The sequence below is a fragment of the Clostridium sp. CS001 genome (assembly GCF_020443565.1).
Taxonomy (GTDB): domain Bacteria; phylum Bacillota; class Clostridia; order Clostridiales; family Clostridiaceae; genus Clostridium_AD.
In genome coordinates this window covers 1-16,675 of record NZ_JAIZZN010000023.1, presented here as the reverse complement: position 1 = coordinate 16,675, position 16,675 = coordinate 1, and the positions used below count along the sequence as shown (strand labels likewise).

General features: G+C 30.0%; 17 protein-coding genes. 1 reads left to right on the top strand and 16 read right to left on the bottom strand.

All coding sequences use genetic code 11. From position 1 onward, the window contains the following. Nucleotides 1–112: 112 nt before the first annotated feature. The 9 genes from LGK97_RS14190 to LGK97_RS14150 all read right to left on the bottom strand — a co-directional run bounded on the left by LGK97_RS14190 (nucleotide 113) and on the right by LGK97_RS14150 (nucleotide 6,135). Nucleotides 113–526, bottom strand: a complete 414-nt coding sequence (locus tag LGK97_RS14190; RefSeq protein ID WP_226260413.1) for an NUDIX hydrolase — start codon at nucleotides 524–526, stop codon at nucleotides 113–115. Nucleotides 527–621: 95 nt separating this feature from the next. Further along, nucleotides 622–1,098 (bottom strand): HAD domain-containing protein, encoded by a 477-nt coding sequence (locus LGK97_RS14185; protein WP_226260412.1) that lies wholly within the window; start codon nucleotides 1,096–1,098, stop codon nucleotides 622–624. Nucleotides 1,099–1,169: 71 nt separating this feature from the next. Then, the gene (locus LGK97_RS14180) at nucleotides 1,170–1,775 is read right to left on the bottom strand and encodes a lactate utilization protein (RefSeq protein ID WP_226260411.1); all 606 of its coding nucleotides are present in this window, start codon (nucleotides 1,773–1,775) and stop codon (nucleotides 1,170–1,172) included. 143 nt (nucleotides 1,776–1,918) lie between these two features. Then, nucleotides 1,919–2,206 carry an NUDIX domain-containing protein gene (locus LGK97_RS14175; protein ID WP_226260410.1) on the bottom strand — a complete coding sequence of 96 codons (288 nt, stop codon included), beginning with the start codon at nucleotides 2,204–2,206 and terminating at the stop codon, nucleotides 1,919–1,921. Between the two features lie 60 nt (nucleotides 2,207–2,266). Next, nucleotides 2,267–3,673, bottom strand: a complete 1,407-nt coding sequence (locus tag LGK97_RS14170) for a helix-hairpin-helix domain-containing protein (RefSeq protein WP_226260409.1) — start codon at nucleotides 3,671–3,673, stop codon at nucleotides 2,267–2,269. A 211-nt stretch (nucleotides 3,674–3,884) separates the two neighbouring features. Next, nucleotides 3,885–4,172, bottom strand: a complete 288-nt coding sequence (locus LGK97_RS14165; protein ID WP_226260408.1) for a hypothetical protein — start codon at nucleotides 4,170–4,172, stop codon at nucleotides 3,885–3,887. Nucleotides 4,173–4,238: 66 nt separating this feature from the next. After that, nucleotides 4,239–4,649, bottom strand: a complete 411-nt coding sequence (locus LGK97_RS14160) for a GNAT family N-acetyltransferase (protein ID WP_413228440.1) — start codon at nucleotides 4,647–4,649, stop codon at nucleotides 4,239–4,241. A 491-nt stretch (nucleotides 4,650–5,140) separates the two neighbouring features. Next, complete coding sequence (locus tag LGK97_RS14155) at nucleotides 5,141–5,506, bottom strand: hypothetical protein (protein ID WP_226260407.1); 366 nt, start codon at nucleotides 5,504–5,506, stop codon at nucleotides 5,141–5,143. 158 nt (nucleotides 5,507–5,664) lie between these two features. Next, complete coding sequence (locus LGK97_RS14150) at nucleotides 5,665–6,135, bottom strand: hypothetical protein (RefSeq protein ID WP_226260406.1); 471 nt, start codon at nucleotides 6,133–6,135, stop codon at nucleotides 5,665–5,667. A gap of 760 nt (nucleotides 6,136–6,895) precedes the next feature. On the opposite strand from LGK97_RS14150, the gene LGK97_RS14145 reads away from it, so the two are divergent. Then, nucleotides 6,896–8,338 (top strand): amino acid permease, encoded by a 1,443-nt coding sequence (locus LGK97_RS14145; RefSeq protein ID WP_226260405.1) that lies wholly within the window; start codon nucleotides 6,896–6,898, stop codon nucleotides 8,336–8,338. A 242-nt stretch (nucleotides 8,339–8,580) separates the two neighbouring features. On the opposite strand, the gene LGK97_RS14140 is transcribed toward LGK97_RS14145, so the two are convergent. From LGK97_RS14140 to LGK97_RS14110, 7 genes are all read right to left on the bottom strand, one after another. Continuing rightward, nucleotides 8,581–9,090 (bottom strand): hypothetical protein, encoded by a 510-nt coding sequence (locus LGK97_RS14140; RefSeq protein WP_226260404.1) that lies wholly within the window; start codon nucleotides 9,088–9,090, stop codon nucleotides 8,581–8,583. 65 nt (nucleotides 9,091–9,155) lie between these two features. Further along, nucleotides 9,156–10,130 (bottom strand): hypothetical protein, encoded by a 975-nt coding sequence (locus LGK97_RS14135; RefSeq protein ID WP_226260403.1) that lies wholly within the window; start codon nucleotides 10,128–10,130, stop codon nucleotides 9,156–9,158. A 744-nt stretch (nucleotides 10,131–10,874) separates the two neighbouring features. Then, a complete protein-coding gene (locus LGK97_RS14130) occupies nucleotides 10,875–11,774 on the bottom strand; it encodes a GNAT family N-acetyltransferase (RefSeq protein WP_226260402.1) in 900 nt (299 codons plus the stop codon). A 155-nt stretch (nucleotides 11,775–11,929) separates the two neighbouring features. Continuing rightward, nucleotides 11,930–12,160, bottom strand: a complete 231-nt coding sequence (locus LGK97_RS14125) for a hypothetical protein (RefSeq protein ID WP_226260401.1) — start codon at nucleotides 12,158–12,160, stop codon at nucleotides 11,930–11,932. A 343-nt stretch (nucleotides 12,161–12,503) separates the two neighbouring features. Continuing rightward, nucleotides 12,504–13,727: an alpha/beta hydrolase-fold protein gene (locus LGK97_RS14120; protein ID WP_226260400.1), complete on the bottom strand. Its 1,224-nt coding sequence runs from the start codon at nucleotides 13,725–13,727 to the stop codon at nucleotides 12,504–12,506. Nucleotides 13,728–14,041: 314 nt separating this feature from the next. Continuing rightward, entirely contained in the window at nucleotides 14,042–15,280 is a 1,239-nt protein-coding gene (locus LGK97_RS14115; protein ID WP_226260399.1) for a toll/interleukin-1 receptor domain-containing protein, read from the bottom strand. Between the two features lie 259 nt (nucleotides 15,281–15,539). Then, a complete protein-coding gene (locus LGK97_RS14110) occupies nucleotides 15,540–16,340 on the bottom strand; it encodes an HNH endonuclease (protein WP_226260398.1) in 801 nt (266 codons plus the stop codon). Between the last annotated feature and the right edge of the window lie 335 nt (nucleotides 16,341–16,675).

Sequence of the window (16,675 nt, the reverse complement as noted above, 5' to 3'; positions counted from 1 at the left end):
AAACCCATACCGAGAATCCCTTTCGTTTATCAAATTATTTGCATACCAAAATTTTAGGTTGCATTTGGGATCGCTGTTGAATAAGGGCTTACTTTCAAAACAATATTTGTAATTATTCTTGAAAATAGTAAGTAGCGCAGTTACATAATAACTTATTAATGCCACACTTATGATAAGGCATCAACTTATCAGCCATAGAAAGTTCCACCCATGTTATTTCTGAAATTTCATGAGGATTTTCAATTGAAATTTTTCCTCCAATGATCTCTGCCCTAAAAGTGACAAATAACACTTGTTCTTTATCTTCTTTAAAAAAGCATTCATTTATTGCAACTACATCGTTAATTTTCACTATTAAGCCTGTCTCTTCCTGTACTTCTCTTATGGCTGCTTGTTCTAAAGTTTCACCATCTTCTACTGCTCCTCCTGGCATAGTCCAAGAATCTGAATCAATATTGTGTACCATCAATACCTGTTGACTTTCTTTATTATAGATTAAACAATATGCTACATTCACTCTTTTCATTTATACTTGCTCCTTTTCATAATCTTTAAATTATTTTATTTAATCCCCTGTGACATATCTATAAAACTCCTCATATTTGTCTTCACTGCTTGTACTTAACTAATCATAACAATTGCACTCTTTGCATCATCTTCAGTAATACCAACCTGCGCATTTGTTCTAACTAAATGTGAATTTATTTCTTCGTTCTTCAAATCCAAATCATCTAACACAACATATTTATAAACATTTTCATGTTTACTTAACCACGCAATAATTTCCTTAGATTTTACATGACTAAAAGTTTTTTTAGTTCGTATTTCTTCGGTACTAAAATCAGGTGTTTTATCAAATATTTTTATATTAAATTCGCACAAAACGTCATATAAACATTGAGAATATCCATCCTTTGGCATCATATTGTCATCAAACCATAATCTCCAACCAGAAGACATAACTATAACTGCTCCTGTTTTATCAATTAGACTTTTTAAAATAGCAACACTATTTCTATCAATCATTTCACTTTGATTTATCTTTAAAAATTCTTCAGAATTAAGAACTCCGTCTATATCTAAGAATATAACTTTCATAAATTTAAAACCTCCTATGGACTCATAATATAATATTAAGCCAAAATTACAATTCAAGCTTTGAAACCACTCTAATAACCAAGCTCATCATTAATAATAAAAAGTTTCATCCTATTTTTATCAGATTGTCCTTCTATTATTGAAAGACTATTGCATACTCGTTCCTCTGAAGTACAATCCACGCATTTATTTAGTGAAACACATGGTGGATTAAATCCTGCTCGCTTAGCATTTAGTGGGCATGCTATATTTTTCACCCTATATATTGCTTCCCCTAACGAATTTACTATTTTGTTTTTTCCTACAACGATAATAACATTTTCAGGCCCAAATGTTATTGCAGCTACTCTATTACCACTATGGTCAACGTTTACAATACGTCCATCTTCTGAAATCGCATTTGATCCTGAAATGTACCAGTCCGTAAGTAATGATTTTTTCTTTAACACTACGCATTCTTCTTTACTTGTAGCAAGCTCTTTATCAAATACAATATTGCCTCTTTCTATTAACAAATTTGTTATATTCATTTTCTGGAGAGTTGAAGAATGGCCAATTCCAACTGTGCCGTCAATTGGAATTAATTTAAGTATCATATTTATTGCTTCTTGAATTGTATCAAAATAACTTACTTCAATATTTCTCAATTTAAAATTATTAAAAAGTTTATTAAGCAAAATAATCCCCTCCATAAATACTGATACTGTAAACACTATCTTTGTTCTATTTATTTAAATAATTAATACTTGAAATTAAATTACAACTATATTTTCTGCTAGATATTTTTTTGCTTCTTTTATTGCTTCTAATTCTCTTTGTTTTATGTATTCTTCATACTCATTTTCTTTAGTTCCAAATTTTCAATTACTAAGCCTAATTCGCTAATGATTTCAACATTTGCACCTGTTTCCTCTTTTAACTCACGATGTAAAGCTTCTTCCATATTTTCGTTTAAATCTACTCCACCGCCTGGTAACATATGAAAATTCATGTTTGTTAAATTCATTAGAATTATTTCTTTTTTGTCATTTAGCACTATACCAGTAGCTCTATTTCTTTCTCTCAAACTGCCTTGTATTTCTCTTCCAAAGGTATTTAATTCTTTCATACTGATTATCTCTCCAAAATATTATTACCATAGGCCTAACAGTTTGATTTAAAAAATATTCTACAGTTTTCTTAATAAGTTATAGAACTCTTCTATAGACGTAAACCCATGTTTAGAATCTCTTTCTTTTGTCAAAATTTTTGCATGTTCAAGTGTCAATCCGTCTAAAGACAAGAGATCAATTTCAGTAGCGGTATTTATATCAAAATGATACTTAGTTTTTTCCTCTGGACTCCATGGTATAGGAGTTATAACTGCATCTGATTCAATCCATAATTCTCCTGCTAAGGCATTATCTAAAGATAACTGGCAACTTAATACTCTATCATATAAGTCTTGCTTTAGTTCCTTGGTTTTTCTAAGTATATCCTTAAATACAACAACTTCACCCCTGCGACCAATGCGATATAAATTTCCGAAATCTTCAGTTGCCTTTAAACTCACTGTTGAATAATGGGTTACATTCAGGAAAACATCATATAGATCTTTTTTCTCATTTGGAAATTCATCTCCATAACTCCTGATAAAGTCTATCATTAATGTTGTTTTTTTAAGATCAATTTTAGAAAGAATAAAAATCATCTTTAAATAAAGGTTTGTTAACGGGGCAAGTTCATTTTTATTAATACCAAATTGAGAATAAAATTTATCATCTATAAATTCACTTTTGAATAATTCATGTTTATACATTTGATAAAAGATTGAAGAAATAACCCCTTCAGATGCCATCATCTGGTTGCCGTTTTTTAATTTTTCTGGGGTAAATGCAGATGAAGTAATATGAGCAAAGTGAAGATGGTTGTATGTATTCCAATCTTCACAGTAAGGTAAGGCAGTATGGTAGATAAATCTATTGTTTATAACAGCGTGATATCTTAGTTGTTCATCACGTAAGCAAAGCCAAGCATTTACATCATATCCATAATCCCAGAATTTATTTTCTAAACATACGTTATGCACTAAATCCTTTGTTACAATCTCAAGATGCTCAGCAAAACCTTCACTAAACGCCATGAATGGATCGGTTATTGCAGTACATGTATGAAATTTATTAGACTTTGATAATTCAAAGTCATAACCAAGTAAATTTAGCCATAAATGTGAAAATTCATGGGCGAATATTTCTTCAATACCTGATTTTTTAATATCATCCCAATTACTATTAAAAGCTAAAAAACTAAGATTAGGGTAGTCTATCACTTCGTTTTCTGATTCCAAGCGAAGCCCAACCATCTCAGTAGGGTCAGTCCAATCTGTAACAAACACTAAAGGTGTGTCATTTTTAAGAAAATAATTTAAACAATCTCCAATCTTAAGAAAATATGAAATTGTTGAATTTTCAAACAAGTGATTTATTATTTTGTACTTATTTGAATGGGGGTCTAATACCCTTGCATGACATAACTTATTACCATTTTTATCTTCTAAAAGTTCTGTTACCACTGCTTCTGCAAATACTAAATTCATATAATAATCCACCTCATCCAATATAAATAATCTTAACTAATCATAAGAACTATTCTCTTTGCATCATCTTCAGTAATACTAACCTGCCATAGCTCCTTAAATCATCACCTGCGGAGCTCTTCATCTTCTTCGAATCTGCAATATTAACGACTTCAGAAGTATATTTAGGCTCCCACTGAAGTTTTATTTTGCTAGGATAGTTGACTTCCACTTATAGAAGTGGAGACTTACCTTCTGAAATGTCGTTAAAACTATTTTTGCAAATCAATTGATACTTGATATCTACCCTTATATAACTTGATGGTTGCTCCATACCTCTCCCTAATATTTCATTCAATTTAAAATTCTTAATCCAAAGTAATTCATATTTTTCAGTTAGGTGTGCTCTAAAGTAATAAAATAAATTATTATTTACTACCTTCATAGCTGTTTCAACTAATTGTGACCATGTTACTACTTCTGTGTGGGTTACATTATATGCTTGTCCATCTGATTGCACTATATGAATAGCACTTTCAAATACTTTAACTAAATCACTTATGTATATAAATTGGTCTAAATATGGTTACAGGAAATCTTTTATATTTAGTAAAACATCCTCCACATTTACACTCCATACCATATGGTCATCGGCTTCTCCCCAATAATTCTCCAAGAGATAGTCAGGTTTTCCGAACTTCTTGATCCATGTTTTCTGTGCACTTTTGTATCCACTATCAAGACAAAACTTCTTTATTTTATTGTTCTTAAGCACCATAAACATTAGATTTAACATCCTACTGCCAATGCCTTTATTTTGATAGTACGGGTGCACAAATACTGTTCCTATCTCCACTAAATTTTTTAATTCCCCGTTAGTACATGAAATAATTAATTCATTGGATTCTCCATATTCAATTGATCCTACTATCTTATCATGTTCTTTAGCTATCAGAAAATATCTATTAGTACCATTACTTTCTATATCTTGATTCAAACATCTTCTCTTATCTTCAATTTCTTCTGCTATTATATCTACTAAATCTGAAATTCCATTCTTTTAAAATGTATCTCTGATTACAATCTCAAAAAACTCATTAATCAGCTCGGTATCTTCAAGTTTGGGTCTGCTAATTTCTATATTTTTCATGAACTAACACTCCTTTTAATGTACATCAAATAATTCTGATAGAGACGTCCAAATATATTTCATCAAAAAAGTGAATTATATCATTATATTTCAAGAATTTAAGAGTTGAATTCTCTCTATGTGTCAATATATAACTTTATGGAATTGCATTCCTAAGTCATATTATAACTATAATGCTAAAAATTATCTAGTAATTAATTGTTTTTTACTAAACAGATATTACTATAAAATAAACTCCTGAAGATTTGACATCATCAGGAGTTTATTTTATAGTAATTATTAAAACTAACTTAATAATTTTGATTTTTTTAATATTCCTATAGGCTCTATTTTTATAGTTAATCAAAGAAAAAAGCAAATCCTAATATAATTATAGCGGATATAATCACCTGCACTGCACCTTTACTAAAAACAATTATATTTCCATTGAGCATCCTTTCATAATAAGGTTTTTTACCCTTCGCATAGTATTTATCTTCTAAAAGAATATTAGGATTCCTAGAATTATTTATAGCTGCTCTCTCACTGGGGAGAAATGCTGCTATGCCCATAATTATAAATATTATTCCCATTATCTTCATAGTTCCAAAAAAACTGACTTTATCAATAAAGGCTACAAGAGCAGATAAGGGTACTGATATACTAAGTAATACTGCTAATTTAATTCCAGTAGATTTTAGAATTTCTTTTATAGCTTTATCCATATAATATTCCCCCTATATTGTTATTAATACAATTATACTCTTATAATATCTGTAATTCAAATATAAATTACCCAAAGTAGTAAGTTTAAGGTTAATCATTTATGCCCTTTAATCTTCAATAAAACATTATATATAGAGTTGATAACTTAATACGTAGATTAATTAATAAATAATTCTCTAAAATAATCTAAATCAAAATCCTTAGTAAATTTATAAGGATTTATATTGCCAGCTATGCGATGTACTCTTTCTTTATAGGTATAACAAATTATATATTTATCACCTATAGTAGAGACCCAACCAGAAGATTCCGTAGTATTGCCATAAAAATCAATATAATAATTTTCAGCATTAGATTCATAAGTACTTCCCCAATTTGTTACTATACGCCTAACTGTTTGATTTGATAAATATTCTATTGTTTTTGTAATTTGATCTTTATTAGTTATATATATATCTTTTGTTTTTATACCGCTTATTTGTGTTATTTTAATACTTGTCACATTATTAATTAAATATTCTTTTCCCATTACTTCACCAAAATTTCTTGGATAAAACCTATGGGCATTTGCTACAATTATAAAAATTAAAATCAGTAATATAATAAATTTAATTAAATTTATTTTCATTAAAATCCATCCTTCTATTTAAATTAATGGAGATAATCATATAAATGTTCAAATTCTTTCCTAGATATCTTTCCCTTATACTCTTTAGTAAATAGAAATGGTAGGAATACAATAGACAATAGACAATATTTATGAATAACTATGTTTTATTCTCACTTTATCATAAATTGTAAACATTCATAAATTTATCTACCAGATAGCCATTTATGAATTCAACTACGGCAGCTTTTGTAAAACTTTCATGCGGATCACAACCATATTTTAAGTTAGTTGCAGCCCAAAATTCCTATTAGTATTAAATACAGATTATTTCTTATTTATACAGAGATTTTTTAACACATTGCCTAATTATACCATTAATAAAATTAGATTTATAGAGTTAACTACCTTTTCTAAATTGAATTTTTTGATTTTTTATTTAATCATATTTTTTTTATTTATGTATGATAGCACCCGCAATTTCACCCTGTCTTTTGATCTAATAAATTATTTATAAATTTAAAGATAAGCCTAGATAATCGCATTTAAATTTAAATTATTACATTCTTTTAATCATTTATCTCTATTTTCTGTTTGCAGTGTTTACGTTCTTATAGTAAAATAAGAAAGTTGAAATTTATGAACTGTAACATTATTATTGTTAATTGATAGCCTATGCTTTGATGGAGGCTATTTTTTTAAGCATATTTATATTTAATTTATGACATAATTTATGTTTGCAGAAATTAACAAAAGAAAATATATTTATAGGAGGGTTATTATGAACAAAACAAAAAAACTTGGTCTATGGACTTTGATAATGTTAATCTTTGTACCAACGTTTGGATTTGGTAACATTACTTCAAATTCCGTTGCACTTGGACCAGCATCTATTCCATCTTGGCTTGCGGTATCTTTATTATTCTTTTTACCATTATCCGGAATTATAGCTGAATTAGCATCAGTAAACAATGACAAAGACGGAGGTATATATGCATGGATTAATAGTTCCCTTGGAGCAAAGTGGGCATATATAGGTACATGGTCATATTTCATTGCTAATTTATTCTATTTACAAATGGTTTTTGCGAGAATACCAGTTATGGTATCTTGGGCAATATTTGGAGAAAATAAATTTAATGACTCTAATGCCTATATGCTTTCATACATAGGTATTGTATTAGCAATAGTATTAACCTTTATCGCTACAAAAGGTATAAAAAAATTCTCGAAAATTAGCGACTTTGGAGGTAAATTTACCATTGGAGCTACAGTGATCTTCATATTATTTGCAATTATAGGTTATTTTACAGGAGAGCCTTCTGCAACAAATTTTAATGCTGCAACAGTTATACCAAAACTTAATACTTCATATTTTTCTACTTTCTCTTGGTTATTATTTGCAGTTGCTGGAGCGGAAGTAGCAGGAACATATATCAGTGAAGTGGAGAATCCTAAGAAGAACTTCCCAAAAGGAGTTATCTTCGCAACAGCTTTAGTTGCTATTGCTTACATTGTAGGTTCTGTAGCGGTTTCTTTAATTGCTTCACCAGAATTATTACAAAAGGCAGGTCTTAAGGATGCAAGTTATGTAGTATATAAACTATTAGCAGAGAACTGGGGGTTAAACGGAAAAATTATAGTTCAACTTTATGCAGTTATCTTAACAATTACTTCTGTAGCAGCATATGTTTTATGGATGGAATCTCCAATAAGAGCCATGTTCTCAGAAGTACCAGAAGGAACCTTCCCTGAGTTTTTAACTAAAAAATCAGAAGATGGAACTTTGAAAAATGCATTATGGACTCAATGTGTAATTGTTATTGTATTAGTAGTGGTTCCATTAGTAGGATTAAATTCAATTGATGCATTCTTTAAATTATTAACTGATTTATCCGCATTATCACTAATTTTACCGTACATAATCTTAGCTGTAGCATATTTAGTTTTTAGACTTAAAGGAAATAAAGCTCCCTTTACAATGTTTAAGTCAAACGCTGTAGCTATAACTATATCTATTTTCGTATTAGTATTAGGTATAGCTGGATTCTTCGGTGCTGGTCTTGATTATATAGTTGGAGCTGAAAGTACTGCTGAAGCTATAAAATTAATTGCTAAGACTTACGGTGGACCTATTTTACTAATTATATTAGGTTACTTATTAACTATTATAACTAAGGCAACAAGCAAAACTAAAAGTGAAAATCAGAAAAAATCATCATAGAAAAGTACTAAAAGATAGAGATTTTATATTTTCGCGTAAAAGATAAAGTATTTTATAAAAATAAGGCTCCATTGCGCTTATAGCAATGGAGCTCTTGTTTTTTCTTTCGTACATTGATATGCCCATAATTATAAATTCCAAATGAAAGTTCTTTATTTACAGAGCTTAAGTTTCAGCCCAAAGTTCCTGTTAGTATTAAATATGGATTATTTCTTCTTTCTACAAAAATCATCTTATCATTCCTACTTACTTATACTATCAATAACATAGGCTTTCATAGAGTTAACTGCCTTTTCTATGGCTAGATTCTTTGCTTTTTTAATTGAACAGATTCCTTTTATTTCAGATACGACAGCTCCCTCAATTTTACCGCTTATTTGATTTTCCTCGGTAAAAATATTATCAGTATTCATATTGGACGTCTTAAAGGTGCACTCATATGTAGTTGTGAATTTTTTATAGAATGGCATGAAATAATTACCAGTGAAATTATATTCTTCTATTTTCACAATAACAGAAACAAGTTCTTGATTGTCATTCATGATAATGTGTGTATATATATTTTTGTTGTTATATTCAAATTCAATTCTATATTTCCCCGTTTTTTTTGAGTTTGCAATTGATGCAGTTTGATTTGAATTAATACTTGAACTATAGAGGTTAAAATCAATAACTCCTACTAATCGTAATACAATCAGTAGCAGAATAAAGATCAGAATTAATAGAAGTATTCGTCTTTTTTTATATCTCATACTTTCCCTCACATACCTTTCAAATTAAATAATAGGCATATTCCTTAATGAATCATTTATTATTATTAAATTATACCCTCTGTTTCACTTCCTGCTTCATGTAACTCTTCAGTATCTTTTAAAAGTAGTTCGGATGCAAAGCTAGAAATATAATCAAACTCTATATTTTTCCATTGCTCCTTGTCATAAACATACTCTTGTCCAAATACTAAAAAAGAAAGTTGCTTTATAATTGAATATGCTGCATATGAATGTGGTATTGACTTGTCATTCTCTGATTGATTTAAGAATTTTTCTATTAAGTTATATGGTTGGGGGTTATAGATAAGTTCAGTCAATTTTGCCCTATACTCTAAATTGCGCCCGTTTAAATTTGGAAAATTTGTATAATCACTTAAATGTTGTGCTTCGTGTTTTAAAAACCATACTTGAAACTTGGTAGAATTCGTATCTATATTTTCGATTCCATTATTAACGTAATATAGTCCTTCAGGTTTAGCCCATCCCCCTGCATAATGTTTTCCCAGTGTAGCAAAGTGCGCCCAACTTAACATTAAAAAATCAGAAATAAAGTACACTACTACATCATGCTCACCATCAGGCAATGATACATTAAACTCTTCCTTTAGAGTATTCTTCCAAATATAAGGACCTCTAAATGATGATGTCAATCCACCTAAAAATGAATATCCTTTCTCTTTAAATATATTTTCTAATTCTGATTCTATATCATCTAAATTAGAATCCCAATTAATGGTTACCAATTTTGACAAACTCAAAATTAATCTCTGTTCAGCCTGTTCTGTAGAATTATTAATTAACACAAAACGAAAATAACTCAAATAACAATTTAATACATCTTTTACCCATGAATCATCTGAGTCAATTTTATAAACTTCATTATCAGTTAAAAAGCGTTCTTCATATTGTTTTATTAACATAAGAATATCATTATTTTTATCCTTAAATGTTTTTAAATATTTAATGGCCTCAAGTACATTTCCTTGTAAGCACATTGAATAGAATCTATCCATATCCATATTTTATTACCCCATTTTCTTTATGATTTCATGCAATTATGAAGTTTTTTACAATCGTTCGTCAATTGGTATTGTAGTAATGTCTGAGTTACTAGCTCAGAACTTATGGGACAACGCGGCGCACAACGTTTCGTGTTGCCAACGTTTCTGAACCTTAGCGCGACGCGCTTGGTGAAGGAATGTGCCTTGGTGTTAGTTTTGATTTTCTTAGTTTGAGATATCCATTCTTTGTATAAATTATACCTATTCAAAAGACTCACCAGCCAAGGCGAATGGCAACATTTTGTTATAGGTCGTTTAGTAACTAGACTTTGAGGAAGACCTACCCCAGATATCGTAGAATATGATCTTTACTCCATAACAATTGTTGCACAATATATAAAGGATTCAAATTAAAAAAATATTTAAACTGCTATTTGTATGGCTTTATTATTGTTTAAAAAGATTCCTCTCGCCTAAGACACCTTTTATTATATTAGAGATAGAATCTCTATTTCCAATGCTATTAATATATTTAATAAATTTTTTATTCATATTAGTTAAGGAAATATTAAATATATCATAAATACCTGCTTGAAAGTTTTGTTTAAGTAAACAACAAAATACCTTGAATTTCTCCATCCCAAACATTAAAATGATATATCCTACAAATGTCCTGCAATAGGATATGTTATTAGCTTATTCTTACACAAATATAAAAATAAGCACCATTGAGGTCGTAGGAGATGACTGCAAGTCAACTCCTTATATATTTTTATGCTTTTTCCATACATATATATTTCCAACTACTTTAAATCCAACTGATTCGTAAAGTTTATTGGGAGCTGGATATTTTTCTGGCATAGCAGTATATACAGTAACTTTATCTGCACCTAAATCTTTAGCGATATTTAATTCATGTAATAGTAATGCTTTACTAATGCCTCTTCCCCTATAATCATGGTAACAGGATACTGCTTCGATAGTAACCAATTTATTTTTTTCATCATATCTTCCACTACATAAAGCTACTACATTTCTATCAGGACCAATAACTACTAAGTCTAATTCTTTTTTATAGGTTGATGTTTTATAAAAGTTTTGAAAAATATTCTTATTGAATAAAATTCCATAGCATAGCTTATAATCCCTATATACTTCATCATGCTCTTTAAGATTGGGAACTAATTCTATGTAAAAACCTTCAGGCAAATCAATGCGACTTACTGTATTATTAAAATCAAAATCCCTTCTTACCCAGTACTCCTCTGACTTATTATACCCTCTATTTAATAATACATTTTCATAGTCGGTGTCTTTGTCATAAACACTACATTCAACATTGTTATCAACATCAGAATAAAATTCTTCTGCAATTTTAACAATTTCATCAAAGATAAATCTGTAATCTACTGCTATACAAAAGGCGCCATCTTCAAGTATTCCAATTAATTTATCATCATCAAACCAAAGAAAAACTTTTTCTAACGCCTCATCTATGCTCTTAACAGACTCTTCTAATCCACATGATAATGCACACTGAAATTGGAATAGAGATAAATTATGATCAAACCTTGTCCCATAAGACTCATAATTTTTTTCTAAGAATGTACATATTCTTTTATAATCATCTATATCTTTGTATTTTTGATATGTTATTGCCATTTTTTTAACCTCAACTTTCTAAATTTATCTTTAATACGAATATTCTAAAATCTGTAGCTTATTGCTACATAAATATAAAAGTAAGTACATGCGGGTCGTTGAGAGACGAAGTCGAGCTTGATATGTTACCTTTTAAGAAGATTGCGTACCAATTTTTAGTGATTCTTTTTATATTGACTAATGTGAACAGGAAAATTAATAAGAGATATAACTATGAAAATTACTATAAATTTTACAAAAGTATGTGAGTAATTTTCATTTATAATTGATGGAATTACAGAAAGAGCCAGTGCCTCAAGGATACATGTAATAAAAACTACAAATACATATTTAGATTTGCTTAATGAATAAATCCACATGTTATATTTTTCAATAGATTCTTTCAATAAAGTACGCCCCCTTTTTGATTAATAATTACTGAATAATATTTTACAACTGTGTCTTAAAAAATAATTCCAAATAACCTTAGATAAATAATTTTCTTGCTTTAAATGACCTATAACGTGACCTGTTGCCAACGTTTCTGAACCTTAGCGCGACGCGCTTGGTGAAGGAATGTGCCTTGGCGGTAATTTAGGTTTCTCAATATTTAAAGACTACAGTTAAATAAGCACTTGTTACACTCAAAGTGCTTATCCAGCCAAGGCGAACAGCAATATTTTGTTAGAAGATGTGTCCCAACTTTTAATTCTATGGTTCAATAATTGTTAGTAGAAATATAATGTTACACTATTTTATTCCGATAAGAGAAATCACTCCATGTGCCAAGGTCTCTCCCCATGATAAGTAATCATGACCACCATTAAACCATTGCAAATCAACCTGGTAGCCTTTACCTATCAAGGTATCTCTTAAATTTATATTGGGATCTATAATTTTATATTTAGTTTCTAAAATTCCCATATCTAAATAAAATTTAAGAGGCAGCTTATTTACTTCCTTAAACTTAGCACTCATCCAGCAGTCCTCACTAGGTGCAAAGTCTTCTGAATTGTACCAAAAATAGCCTGATTGAGAAAGAACATTGCCAAAAATATCTGAATAGTTTAACCCTAAATAAGCCGCTGTTAAACCTCCCAAACTTACTCCGCAAATTATAGCCTCTTTTGGATTGCTGGAAATATTATAATTTTCCCTAACCCATGGAAGTAATTCTTTTGTAATAATCTCACAGAAAGAGTCATTACACTTTAATTCTTTTCCCCTACTTTCTGTTGAATCAATAAATATTGCAACTATAGGAGGTATTTTTTTAGAAGCTATAAGATTATTCAGAGTTTCCATGGCAGAAAGAATAGTGATGTAGTCATCACCATCAGTTAAAACCATGAATCCATAAGGTTTTTCTTCCTCGGCATATCCATAAGGCGTGTAAACTCTAACTCTACGCTTGTCCTCTAATTTATTACTTTCAAATTTATATTCATCTATATTGCCTCTTGGTACACTCTCTATTTTTTTAGCCCAAACATCATTTGGTGACTTTGGCATTATTACATAAGAACCTTTGTCTTCTACATTTGCTTCATTAAAAATCAATGCTTTTTTACTAAATCTATTATATTTAACTCTATTACCAAATCTATCATTCCAATTATCATCCAATGGATCATTAGGTGAAAAATAGTATATAAACCGCAAATCATTTTTCACTTCATATGTAATAAACCATAGGTCTGTTTCCATTATCCTTTGCATTTGAAAATCTTTATAATTATCTTTAAATCTATCTAATCCTATATCAGGCACAAACAAAACACTTTTACATTCTATATCCCCACGGTATATAAAAGTAACTAGATTGTTTTGAGTATCATCTTCTAACTCTTCTATTATTGGCGCACCCGTCTCCTCTAAGCGACATAGAAATTCTTCTATTGCTCTATCTTCATACTGTTTAATTTTTTCTTCTAATTGAAGGATAATCCTACTTTTTAATGAAGATTTTTTCATACAAATTTCCCCCCTTGCTTTCATCACTTTTTAGATTTAATACTACTTTTTTAAATGACCCGTTAGAAGCGACCATGAAGGACATTTCTTCTAACGTTTCATGTTCAAAACGCCGAGAGCCTTAGATAACTCTTATCTTAGGCTCGCAGGTGTGCTTTGCAGTCTTTTCATGCAAAGCGAATTTGAACATATTGTTAGCTGAAGGAATGTTCGATATAGCTTATATGCTGCTTTGCTAAAAAGTCCAGTTAAACATAAACATTATCTATATAACTATAAAAAGCCGGGAAATTACCCGGCATGAATAATCACAACTACAATTTTGTAGCTATATTTTCAATTCCCTTTGCAATATTTAAAAAAGCAGCATCCAGATCAGCCCAAGTAGACACACTTTTGCCATCTGTAGGTAATGCTAGTAATTTAGCAAAAGGTGCTGAATGCCAGTCGCAATTTCTAAGTATTATCGGAACAATAACTGCTTGCTTACTCTCATGCATTTCTAATGCCTTATTCATTTCAATATCATAACAGTAGTCTGAAACTAAAAAATCTACACTTATTAATAAAAGAATAATATCTGCTTCTTTAAGGTTATCATCAATCTCAGCATTTAGAACACTACCAGCATCAATTCGCCTGTCATGCCAAGTATTTATTACCCCTTTACGTTTTAGCATAATAAGGTGTTTTTCAAGTTCATCTCTCATTGCTTCATCTTTATGAGAGTATGAAAAGAATACCGTTACACCATCTTTAGGCGGCTTTTTTTCTACTACTTCTTGCTCAGTTACAGCTATTAATTTATCTAAGTCTCTTGTTTTATTCTTTTGGGCTATGCACAGCTTATAAAAGCCTAATACCTTTGTTAACTCAAGGCCATCATATTTTAAATACTGATTTAAATATTGTGCTATTGAATCTACCGTAAATGTACTATCAATATAATCTCTAGGGTCTAGCAAATTTTCAAAAACACTAGAAATATCCTCATTTTCATTTATCAAGGCTGTACGTTCTCTGGTGAAATCTATCCTTGAAGGAAAGCCTTGACCATATGTATCATTAAATCCTAGCTCATTAAAGAATTTAACAAGTTCATATCCTTTTCTATAAAAAGATTTTCCATTATCACCTGTTATTGTTTGCGCTAAAGCTTCGACTGTCTTATTTGAAACTTTAATAGTGCCATTTCCCAGCTTGCTAACATCATTATTCTCTACATTTTCTACTTCGGATTTTTCGAAATCCGAATCGTTTTTAGAAGTCATTATTTGTGGTTTTATTTCAACGCCAAAATAAGCGTATTGCTCATCCTCCATAAAAATATCACCGCAATATTTATTTATTTCAGACTGAAATTCTTTTAACCTGCCCATGTTAATAACAGGCACCCTTAAATCAACGTATGCCCTAAATTGATATGACTTTGTAGCAAATACGCTAGTATAATTAAAATTCAGTTGACAATCTTTTAACAACGCTAATATTTCCTCTTTACCTTCAGCACTAATATATTCTTTTAATGTAAATAAAAAATCTTTTTCATTCATGTTCATATACCCCGCCTATCCCAAATTAAATCACTTTGTACATATTATACCACATATAAATATATCATTAAAATATTTTTATAAGTGTGATAATAAGATAGTTTCTTTCAGCTAATACCCATAGGTAAGACTTTGAAATTTTCTCCATCTTTTCCCCGGGTCCACACTGTGCATGCAACTTTCATCGCACACAGCGTACCAACAAACGAATTTACTTTTCTCCATCGAATTTCAACATTTTACAGCCTTACTGCATGTATTATGCTCTAACAACTTTAAGTTCTTCTTTGTATGCCTTTATTTTAATTTTAATTTCTTTTGTAGTTTTTATTGGTATAGTCATTCCATGAATATACTCGTGACAAGTGACACATGTGTAAGCTAAATTTGGTACTTTGTTTATTTCATTAATAGGTAATGAATTTCTTATATGATGGCAATGACTTTCGTGCTCTTTCAGAGGCTTATTACAAACTCTACAGTTACCTTTGTCACGGTTATATGCATAAGCTCTATTCATAAAATATTCAAAATTGTAAATTTGCCTATTGGCAGTCATTGTAGATTCTACGGCTTCTAATATATTAGGTCTGTTAAGCGGTAGCTTTTTAGTTTTACCATTTCGTTTTATATATAGTTCTCTGCCTTCTTCCGTATAAGGTGTCATTTTACTATTAAATGGACAGCGTTCCCAATTGCTATGAGTTATAAAAGCTTTTGTTATCCCAATATAATTATTCTGTACTTTCACTGCAAAAGTTTTTGTTTTATATCCATTATGTCTATTTTGGTTATTAATTAGTTTCTCTAATGGTACGCGGTGATTTCTTATTTTATTACCATACATTCTCTTAAATGTGGCATAAGCACACCTATGAACATTTTCATCTATATAACTAAAGGTATCACTACATATGGCTGTTTTCCAATACTCAGCAACTCCCATTATTATAGAGTTAATTTTGTTTATTTTAAGTGTTCTTAGTGTATCAGACATAATATTTTTAAGTTTTCTTACTTCATTATTTATATTTTGAACCTGACTTTTAACTTTTTCCATATTGGGATATGCTTTTCCTACTAACTTTACTTTACTACTTGTCGGAGCACCTCTCGGTGCCGCTGCTTTAACGATGAACCCTAGAAATTTTATAGGGTTTACTGTCAAGTTTGTTATGGATGTTTTTTTCCTCTGATAGTTCTAATTTAAGTCTATACCTATAATATTTTCTCAAGTAACATAGAATTCTCTTTGCTTCTTTCTCTTCTGTTGTTAATATAATCCAGTAAGTAAACCAAGGGAACTTCCCCCTTAGTTTCTCTCAGAACCGTACGTGAACCTCTCAGCTCATACGGCTCCCATCATTCAGCTGTTGGCAATATTCCCATTTTCCA

Coding starts and splice junctions, on each gene's coding strand:
- LGK97_RS14190 (WP_226260413.1), bottom strand. CDS start 526: ATGAAAAGAGTGAATGTAGCATATTGTTTAATCTATAATAAAGAAAGT.
- LGK97_RS14185 (WP_226260412.1), bottom strand. CDS start 1,098: ATGAAAGTTATATTCTTAGATATAGACGGAGTTCTTAATTCTGAAGAA.
- LGK97_RS14175 (WP_226260410.1), bottom strand. CDS start 2,206: ATGAAAGAATTAAATACCTTTGGAAGAGAAATACAAGGCAGTTTGAGA.
- LGK97_RS14170 (WP_226260409.1), bottom strand. CDS start 3,673: ATGAATTTAGTATTTGCAGAAGCAGTGGTAACAGAACTTTTAGAAGAT.
- LGK97_RS14155 (WP_226260407.1), bottom strand. CDS start 5,506: ATGGATAAAGCTATAAAAGAAATTCTAAAATCTACTGGAATTAAATTA.
- LGK97_RS14150 (WP_226260406.1), bottom strand. CDS start 6,135: ATGAAAATAAATTTAATTAAATTTATTATATTACTGATTTTAATTTTT.
- LGK97_RS14145 (WP_226260405.1), top strand. CDS start 6,896: ATGAACAAAACAAAAAAACTTGGTCTATGGACTTTGATAATGTTAATC.
- LGK97_RS14140 (WP_226260404.1), bottom strand. CDS start 9,090: ATGAGATATAAAAAAAGACGAATACTTCTATTAATTCTGATCTTTATT.
- LGK97_RS14135 (WP_226260403.1), bottom strand. CDS start 10,130: ATGGATATGGATAGATTCTATTCAATGTGCTTACAAGGAAATGTACTT.
- LGK97_RS14130 (WP_226260402.1), bottom strand. CDS start 11,774: ATGGCAATAACATATCAAAAATACAAAGATATAGATGATTATAAAAGA.
- LGK97_RS14120 (WP_226260400.1), bottom strand. CDS start 13,727: ATGAAAAAATCTTCATTAAAAAGTAGGATTATCCTTCAATTAGAAGAA.
- LGK97_RS14115 (WP_226260399.1), bottom strand. CDS start 15,280: ATGAATGAAAAAGATTTTTTATTTACATTAAAAGAATATATTAGTGCT.
- LGK97_RS14110 (WP_226260398.1), bottom strand. CDS start 16,340: ATGGAAAAAGTTAAAAGTCAGGTTCAAAATATAAATAATGAAGTAAGA.